The 1,557-nt window shown below is 78.1% G+C and carries 1 protein-coding gene; it reads left to right on the forward strand.

Annotated elements, in window-relative coordinates; all coding sequences use genetic code 11:
• A partial coding sequence (locus GWI24_RS44210) for a primosome assembly protein PriA (RefSeq protein WP_210951638.1) occupies nucleotides 1-1,557 on the forward strand: 1,557 nt, incomplete at both ends.

Raw genomic sequence — 1,557 nt, forward strand, 5'->3', positions numbered from 1 at the left:
ACTACCGGGGCCCGCTGGCCGCCCTCGCGCAGGTGGTCTCCACGGAGCAGGTGCTGGGGCCGGGGCTGCTGGCGCTGTGCCGGGCGGTCGCCGACCGGTACGCCGGATCGCTCGCCGATGTGCTCCAGCTGGCCCTGCCCAAGCGCAACGCCCGTGCCGAGGGCGAGCCGTCACCGCCGCCGCTGCCCCCGCCGGAGCCGCCCGCGCCCGGGAGCTGGGCGCGCTATCCGGCCGGGCCCGGGTTCCTGGAGGCGCTGGTGCGCGGGGACCGGCCGCGTGCCGTATGGACCGCGCTGCCCGGGCCGCACTGGCCCCGGGAGTGGGCCACCGCCGTGGCCGCCACGCTCGCGTCCGGGCGCGGGGCGCTCGTCGTCGTGCCCGACGGGCGGACCGCCGAGCGGGTGGACGCCGCGCTCACGGAGGCGCTCGGCGGCCCGGGGCGGCATGTGCTGCTCACCGCCGACCTCGGGCCCGAGGAGCGCTACCGCCGCTGGCTGGCGGTCAGCCGGGGCTCGGTCCGGGCGGTGGTGGGCACCCGGGCGGCGATGTTCGCACCGGTCCGGGACCTCGGGCTGGTGGGGATCTGGGATGACGGGGACCGCAGCCACAGCGACGACCGGCTGCCGCAGCCGCATGCCCGCGATGTGCTGCTGCTGCGCGCCGTCCATGAGAAGACCGGCTTTCTGCTGGGCGACCTCGGCCGCACCGTCGAGGCCGCCCAGCTGGTGGAGAACGGCTGGGCCCGGCCGCTCGAGGCCGACCGCGAGCGGGTCCGGGCCGCCGCCCCGCTGATCCGTACGGTCGACGAGGGCGAGGTGGCCCGGGACGCGGAGGCCCGTGCCGCCCGGCTGCCCACGATCGCCTGGCAGACCGTACGGGAGGCGCTGACCCGGGGTCCGGTGCTGGTGCAGGTGCCGCGCCGGGGCTATGTGCCCAAGCTGGCCTGTGAGCGCTGCCGGGAGCCCGCGCGCTGTGCGCACTGCTCGGGCCCGCTGGAGGCGCGGGACGCGGACCATCTGGTGTGTGGATGGTGCGGGCGGGACGAGCCCGCCTGGCACTGCCGCGAATGCGGGGGCGTCCGGCTGCGGGCGTCCATCGTCGGTGCCCGGCGCACCGCCGAGGAGCTGGGCCGCGCCTTTCCGTCCGTGCCCGTCCGCACCTCCGGCCGTGACCATGTGCTGACGTCCGTCCCCGACCGTCCGGCGCTCGTCGTGAGCACACCGGGCGCCGAACCGGTCGCGGAGGGCGGCTACGCCGCGGCGCTGCTGCTCGACGGCTGGGCCCTGCTCGGCCGCCCCGATCTGCGCGCGGGCGAGGACGCGCTGCGCCACTGGCTGGAGGCGGCCTCGCTGGTCCGCGGCCATGGGGAGGAGGGGGACGACGGCCGGGGCGGCACGGTGGTGATCATGGCCGAGCCGACGCTGCGGCCCGTCCAGGCGCTGGTGCGCTGGGACCCGGCCGGTTATGCGGCGCGCGAGCTGGCCGAGCGGTCCGATCTGGGCTTCCCGCCGATCTCCCGGATGGCGGCCGTGATGGGCCCGCCGGAGGCGGTGGCCG

Origin of the sequence: Streptomyces sp. MK37H (genome assembly GCF_018035285.1) — a bacterium.
In the GTDB taxonomy this organism is placed as follows: Bacteria; Actinomycetota; Actinomycetes; order Streptomycetales; family Streptomycetaceae; genus Streptomyces; species Streptomyces endocoffeicus.